7 protein-coding genes are annotated in these 7,172 nt (G+C 27.8%); 1 reads left to right on the top strand and 6 read right to left on the bottom strand.

Annotated features, from left to right (window positions below; all coding sequences use genetic code 11):
- The 4 genes from QIA22_RS06020 to QIA22_RS06005 all read right to left on the bottom strand — a co-directional run bounded on the left by QIA22_RS06020 (position 1) and on the right by QIA22_RS06005 (position 3,938).
- Entirely contained in the window at positions 1-1,353 is a 1,353-nt protein-coding gene (locus tag QIA22_RS06020; protein WP_367611863.1) for a PBSX family phage terminase large subunit, read from the bottom strand.
- Positions 1,350-1,916 (bottom strand): DUF603 domain-containing protein, encoded by a 567-nt coding sequence (locus QIA22_RS06015; protein ID WP_367611861.1) that lies wholly within the window; start codon positions 1,914-1,916, stop codon positions 1,350-1,352. Before QIA22_RS06015 ends, QIA22_RS06020 begins: the two co-directional genes overlap by 4 nt.
- Before the next feature lie 194 nt (positions 1,917-2,110).
- Positions 2,111-2,722, bottom strand: coding sequence for a DUF643 domain-containing protein (locus QIA22_RS06010; RefSeq protein ID WP_367611859.1), 612 nt, complete (start codon positions 2,720-2,722; stop codon positions 2,111-2,113).
- A 151-nt stretch (positions 2,723-2,873) separates the two neighbouring features.
- Positions 2,874-3,938 (bottom strand): hypothetical protein, encoded by a 1,065-nt coding sequence (locus tag QIA22_RS06005; protein ID WP_367611857.1) that lies wholly within the window; start codon positions 3,936-3,938, stop codon positions 2,874-2,876.
- 430 nt (positions 3,939-4,368) lie between these two features.
- Here QIA22_RS06005 and QIA22_RS06000 point away from each other — a divergent pair, with 430 nt between their 5' ends.
- On the top strand, positions 4,369-5,145 hold the full coding sequence (locus QIA22_RS06000) for a tyrosine-type recombinase/integrase (RefSeq protein ID WP_367611855.1): 777 nt from the start codon (positions 4,369-4,371) through the stop codon (positions 5,143-5,145).
- A 5-nt stretch (positions 5,146-5,150) separates the two neighbouring features.
- On the opposite strand, the gene QIA22_RS05995 is transcribed toward QIA22_RS06000, so the two are convergent.
- Together QIA22_RS05995 and QIA22_RS05990 are read right to left on the bottom strand one after the other, a co-directional pair.
- The gene (locus QIA22_RS05995) at positions 5,151-5,576 is read right to left on the bottom strand and encodes a DUF261 domain-containing protein (RefSeq protein WP_367611853.1); all 426 of its coding nucleotides are present in this window, start codon (positions 5,574-5,576) and stop codon (positions 5,151-5,153) included.
- Positions 5,577-5,627: 51 nt separating this feature from the next.
- On the bottom strand, positions 5,628-6,956 hold the full coding sequence (locus QIA22_RS05990; RefSeq protein ID WP_367611851.1) for a DUF244 domain-containing protein: 1,329 nt from the start codon (positions 6,954-6,956) through the stop codon (positions 5,628-5,630).
- Positions 6,957-7,172: the final 216 nt, after the last annotated feature.

The raw sequence follows: 7,172 nt of genomic DNA, 5'->3' as shown, positions 1-7,172 counted from the left end.
TTACAAAAATCTTTGATTGCCAAAGTGAACACTTCTCTCTCTATATCCTAAAGACAACATCAAATATGCTACAGATATTACATCAAGAGCGTCATCATGGGTTTTGTTATCTCCTTTATACGAATAAATATCATTAAATACAGAAGAGCTACTGTATTTCGTAATGTAAAGTTTCTTGTAAGCAAACGGCGTAATTAACATTGTTATTCTACTAAATTTATTAGATTTTGGCTTAACTGGGACAATTCTAAAATATTGACTCATATTATTTCTTAGCAAAATATATTCACGGGTCAATCCACCAGCACCTTTTGTATTATCTCTATCTTCTAAATAAAGTGTATGTATATTGAAATTTTCTATAACAGTCTTGATCATATTCATAATATAAGGATCATTAGCTGGTCGTTGGTCTTGAAATACAAAAGCATAATACTTATCATCAGCTCGCTCCATAACGCATAATGCAGTGTTATCCCCTCCAACGCTAAATGCTGGGTCTAAATATGCTATCGGGCTAGTAAATACATAATCCTCAGTAATATTTATTTGTGTAAAAATTGAATCGGTACTTGCTATCCACTCACCTAGCAAAACTCTTGCTTTATATGATGGGATATCTTTATAGAATTTTTCTTGAGTTTCTATAAATCCTTTACTAAGTAGAACATTATCATAAGTTGTAAAATTATATGTCTTAAAAGTTGCTATATTATCAATATAATCGGTTTTAAAATAGTGTTCTGGATGATCGGGATTAGTATCAAAAATAATAGTTTCTTGCCCGCACCTTAGTCTTTTTAAGACTTCCTCTAAAGTTTGCTTGTGCAAAGTTGTGGCTTCATTGACAAAAATAAGTGCTGAATTACTTCCTCTAAATCTTTCAAAATCACTTGCCTTATCTCCACCATATAGATTAATACGTAGTGAATCAATTAGAATATATGAATTATTTGTATGTCTTGGAATATAAGGAATTTTAAGAAGTTTGCATAGTTTTTCAAATTGTCCCAAAACATTAACTTCAACTGAGCGCTGCGAATTGCCAATAATGAAATTATTCGTATCACTAGAATATAAATTCTTATTTTCAATTAAACTTTTGAGAAAAAGATAACAGGCAAGATACGTTTTGCCACTAGCTATACCACCGCTGAGTATAATCTTCTTTTCATTATTCTTTTGAATGCTTTTTATCACATTTTTTTGTTTTAAAGTTAGCTGTTTTTCTTCAAACTTATCAAAATTAATTGAAGAGTTTATTAGCTTTACAAATTGTGATATATCAACTCCATATTTATTTTTGTATTCTTTTTGAAGTGTTGTAAAAAGTTTTGTTTGATATAGGTTCACTTGTGTCCTTTACTATTTTTATAGTTGCTTTTGCTTTCAGCTTCATGAGCAGTTGTAAGTTTTTTCATACATTCATAGTAAAGCTCCATTTCTCTTATTGAGCACTCCTTTACATATTCATCAAGCTCACTTTTTAAAGAATTAATTTCTCCATTAACAATTTTCTTACTTTTTTTATTACTTGCTTTATTTAAAGCATCAATTTCGGCTCTTAAATTTTCTCTTTTAGTATGCATGCTGGCTAGCTCAACACTAGAATATCGCTTAAATGCATGTATAAACCCTAATTCTAAATTGGCCCGCTCTAAATCTAATTCGCTTCTAACTTTCCTAGCGTTAACTTCTGATCTAAAGGTTTGCGACAAAAGGTGTTCAAAAGTATCTTCACTAATTGTTACTCTAGAGTCCTCGCTAACAGAAGTTTCTCCACTTTCCCATTTTTGTCTCATTCTCCACACATTTACTTTAGAAACCCCCAGTTTAGCTGCTATTTCTACATCGCTTAATAAGCCCTCGCTAAAATATGCAACATAATCATCAAAAGACCTTTTAACTTTTTTCAAAACAATTTCTCCTAAAATAACAAAATTAACAAATTATTACTCTAAATGGTAAAGCAATTTGCAAATTATTAACATAAACTATTGTCTTGTTGATATTTAGCAGGGAGTATTTATTGGCTTTTATTGGTTGAATTCGCTGCTATTTCTAAATCGAAAATTATAGAAATAGCAGTTCACTAATTTATTGTATTTTGCTAAAATTTTGCTCTATCTACAAGTTTAGAAAAATCTTTCAATGTGTTCATAAGATTATTACTTGTGAAAATTCTATTGTAATAGTGATGTATGCTCATAAATAATATATCTTTAAATTTGTCAACCACAAGTGCTTGGTTCTGTTTTGATATTTTTTGATTAATCTTATCAAGAATACCATAAACAAGAAATAAAAAACCAACGGAATTTTCTTCTCCTAATTTTACCAAACATTCTTCTAGCATTCCTTCCTTGTAGCTAAAATCAACCTTAGTATTTTTAAGACTTTTATATTCTTTTATTATATATTCATCTTTTAGAACTTCTTCGATACTTTTTTTGGCAAGTTCTAAAAAGTCATTCATTCTTTCATTAGCACTTTTTCCAGTTTTTCTTTTGCCTTCTTGTTCTGCCTCATAAAGGCTATATATTTGTCTTTTTTGCTCTAAAGTTAGTTGATCAGTACCATATAGTTCACATACTGCCTTTTTTGACTCTTGATCTAAATTATTATAAAAATCTAAAACTTCAAAATCTGAAACTTTATTAGCATACATGCTAGTTATAGATAGCATAAAAACAAACAATATCTTGGATAATAATTTCTTCACTTTTACTCCTTGAAAAATATAACTTAAATAAGATAACAAGACTAGTAACTAGTCTTGTTTTTTATAATTTATGCTTATAAAACTATTTCTTTTGTCAAAAAAAATCTTGAATAATATTTTTTTCACCTTTAATGTATAATTTTTTTATCTACTATTTACAATCATCACTCTCTGGATCGATTAAACATTTTACAACTTTCTGAAGCTTTTCTTTATGATCACTACTTTGAAGATATTCTTTTAATTTTTTTAAAAAATCTTTTAATTTTTCTAAATCCACTTTAATATCACTAATTATTACAGTATTTTTATTTTTTTCATTATTATCCTTGCCCTCTTTTATTTTGCCCCTTAATTCTATTCTAGCTTTTTCTAGCTCATCAATAAGACTTTTAAATCCACTTTCTTCTTCAAGAAAGTCGCCCCATTCAGAATAAATAGAATTACCATTTGAACGATTATCAGTAATATCATCATAAATAGCGCCTGTAATCTTATCTTCAACTTCTTTCCCAGATACTACCATTCTTTCTTCAAAAGATGATTGTTGATTAATACTATTAATATCACTAATTATCTTGTCTATTTGTTTTGCTACTGTTGAAATTTTACCTTTAGTTGCTCCCTCTAGAAACTTTCCACTTGATTCTGATTCTCTTAATTTCTTTCTTTCTTCTCTCTGCTTTTTCCTTTCTAATCTTTCTTTTTCTTCTTTTTGATATTGCTCTATTCTTTTTCTTTTAAGCTCTGCAACCTCTCTATCTTTAGCTTTCTCTTCTTCTGTTTTTTCTTTAACTACTAGTTTTACTACTACTGGCAATTTTGGCATTTCGGGTAATTCTGGTTTTAATATTTCTGCTATTTCTAATTTTGGTTCTTTGCTTTCTAAAGCTATAGGCTCAAGCTCAGGTTTTAATACTTTGTCACATTTATCATCTTTTAAATCATTCTTATTAGAATCTTCTTTTTCTTCTTTATTTTCTTTTTTAACCTTTAATTCTTCTTCTTTTAATTTTTCTACTACTTCTTCTTTTAATTTTTCTGCTATTTCATATACTGTTGGATCATCTGAAACAATTCTTTCTTTTGTATCTAGAAATCCCCTAATTTGTTCTTTTACATTTTGTTTTAAATCTTTACCCCTTGCATAATACTTACAAGAACTTATCATCACAAAAACTAAACAAATAATTAACATTTTTATTATCTTATTCATAAGTTACTCCATAAGCCTCAATAATAATGCAACACCCAATAAATACAATTTTTCAAAGATTTAAATATATAATTTTGTTACATTCACCTGTTACATATTAACAAAACGCAAATGTAATTTTAATCAACTCCCCAAAATCTCTCCATTGCAAATGCACTACCCATTACAAAAGACTATAAAACATATACAAATTAAATTTCAAAGTCTTTGCTATATATCACACAAAGTATACTATCTTTCTTGTGTACCCCTCTCAGAAATTGACACTTCTCTTTATTACAGCCATCCTACAGCCCAGATTTTGCATGCAATGAGAACACCCAAAATTTGACTAAAATTTTTCGTTTTTGGTACAATATAAATTACTTTTTTCATCTATTTTTATTACTTTTACTTAATTTAAAAGTAACACCTAGAAGGAGCTTGTTTTATGGACATTAATAGTTATTTTAATTTAAATAATTTCGATAAAGATTTTATGCTCAAATTCTTCCAAGACTATCTAAAAATTATAAATGAAAACAAAATTCTTAAAAATTTACTAGAAAATTCATCTAAACCTAAAAAAGAAAATTCAAAACCAACTCCCAAGTTTTTCTTGACTCCAAAAATTATTAAATTAATTCTAAAATGCGCCAAAACATTAAAACAAATTGACCCAATTTCTGGTTGGTTTGTACATTTACTCTTAATAAGTGGGTGTAGAGGCACTGAAATGCAAAAAGTAAAAATGCAAGATATTACCCCCTTACTAAGCAAAACTGGAAAAACTTTATACACTATTAAAGTAAATGTAGCTAAAAAAAGAAATGTCTTCTGTATTAGAGAAATTGTTATTAGCTCTGAAGAGTTTGCGGCTATCCAAACAGCACATAAAAATCATTTTGAAGAAAAAACTCTTGATACACGGCGTACTTATCTTTTTCAAAAGAGCAAACATAAGTTTAAAGATAACCAAATTGATATTATACATATTTCTAAAAAATTCAAAAATCTTCTTAAAAAATCAGGATTTCGTGTAAATAAATCGCTTCACTTATGTAGAAATTTATATATTTCAAATTTAAAATCTAATGGTTACAATTCTTTTCAAATTAAAGACCTTATGAAATATTCTTCAACTAATGAAATTGATAATATCTACGGACTATCTTCTGCTAATAAAATTCAAGCTTATGAATGCACTAAAAAGTGCCTTAAACTTTAGCAAAACTATTTTAGTTTAAATATACGTTTTGAAGTTACTTTAAATATTTTTCCACGTGGTTTTAAGTCAAGTGAATCATATAATATTTCTTTATTTTTTGTTGCTATAAAGTGATAACCATTAACCTTATCGATTTTAACTTCACTTATCTCAAATTCATTAACTGTACCCAAATAATTTAAAGATTCATATCTTACACTACTTCTAATTCCGTAGTAATTAAGTATCATGCATGGACTTATAATAAAACAATTACTCTTAATGTAGCCAAGTCCTATAAATCTATAATATGCTGAATTTATCTCATAAGCATTAAATTCACGTTTCCTAAATAGACTTGTATAGTAATGTAGACACAAAAAGTAACAACCCCATTTTTGTATCTCTGGTCTTAAAGTTCTATTATCTTGTTTTATTTTATTAATAAGCATTGTTTACCTCTACTATATTAAATTATTTCTTTAATTTTTTAGTGCACCCATTCACATGGGGACACTAACATTATTTGCAAATGCTATATTGCTAGGGAAAAATACTGTTCCACTTGGCAATAGACCACTTAATCTATCTGATATCACCCTTTTCTTAGAATTAAGAGTGAACACAAACTCTCCAAATCTATAATTCACATGCTCAATTAGTGGACATATATTCTTAATAATGTCAATTTTCATTTTCATCGAATCTTTATAAGGTTTTTCTCTCTTTTTATTTTCATTCTGAATTTTATTTAATCCTTCTCTTTCACTATCAATCTCCATTAAATAATACGCAACCTTTTCAGCAACTTGCCTATCCTTAATTTCAAGGTCTACACAATCAACATATTCTATAAATTCCCTTCCCCAATCAAACTCAACTCCAGAACTATAAAATTCACTCCTTTCTACTAAATCTTCAACAAGCTTTATAAACGTATCCTTGTTAAAATTGTGTGCCATTAAGTATTCCTCTCTATAGTTACTATAAATATCTTTTTTTAAATTTTTAATTTCTAATTCACATTTATTAATAAATTCAAACACTTTTGATATTAGGGCCTCATTTCTTTTAATCTTACAGTTAATTGGTGCAGCATCTATTAAAAAGAATAAATTACAATACTCAAGTCCAGTACATGCTAGCTGCATTTGCGCCTGCACATAGTATTTGAAAAAATACTTACTGCTTAAAAAATTGCCATTTTTATTGTACTCAGCAATAGCGCTACTCATATAATGAGAGTCGCTATTTTTAATCTCTAAAAGTTCTAAATCGCCATTATTATTAATAAACCAGCCATCAATTGTTGACCCTACTAAAGTTTCTGCACTACCCATTTTTTTGAAATAGTTATACTTATCAACTCCATTGGCATACTTGTTTTTATACAAAATATCAATATTATTACCGTGTGCTTTAACAAATTCTCTAAATCCTAAATTCTCTAACTCTTTGCCCTTGAGCATATATAAATTCTCTTCAAACGGTAGCCTCATATCAAAATATTTAAGCACTCTGTTTATCATTAAATCTTTTAGCCCCGCACCACCAATTAGAATACTACCTGCTTCACTAGCGCCGTATTTATCAAGCTTGTTTCTTTGCACACTAAAATCAATATTTCGATTAAATCTAAAACATTCTTGACTACTTATTCCTGGTAATTTTTTACCCATCTTACTTAATTTACTTTTTTCTTTAATAGGAGAAGATTTTTCCTCAAATATTTTACATCCAGTAAAACTTTGTTGATTAATACTTGTCATTTTGAGATCTCCTTGTATATTATTTTGTATTTCTTGATTATTATTGTTTGAAAGATTTTCCATCTTTTTCCTCCTGCTTGTTAATAACAACTATATAGCAAAAACTATTTTTGCCAACTTTTTTACAGAAATTATTATAATTAATAAAAGCCTTATTAAATTCTCTTGCATAAGAACTTAATAAAGTCTAGAGCTTAACCGAATTCACTTATTAAAATAATTTTAAAAAGCTTTTCAATAATTGAGTATTGTCCAATTTAGAATTAAAATCAATTTGTA

The organism is Borreliella kurtenbachii, assembly GCF_030437945.2.
Taxonomy (GTDB): domain Bacteria; phylum Spirochaetota; class Spirochaetia; order Borreliales; family Borreliaceae; genus Borreliella; species Borreliella carolinensis.
This window is presented reverse-complemented; position numbering and strand designations above follow the sequence as displayed.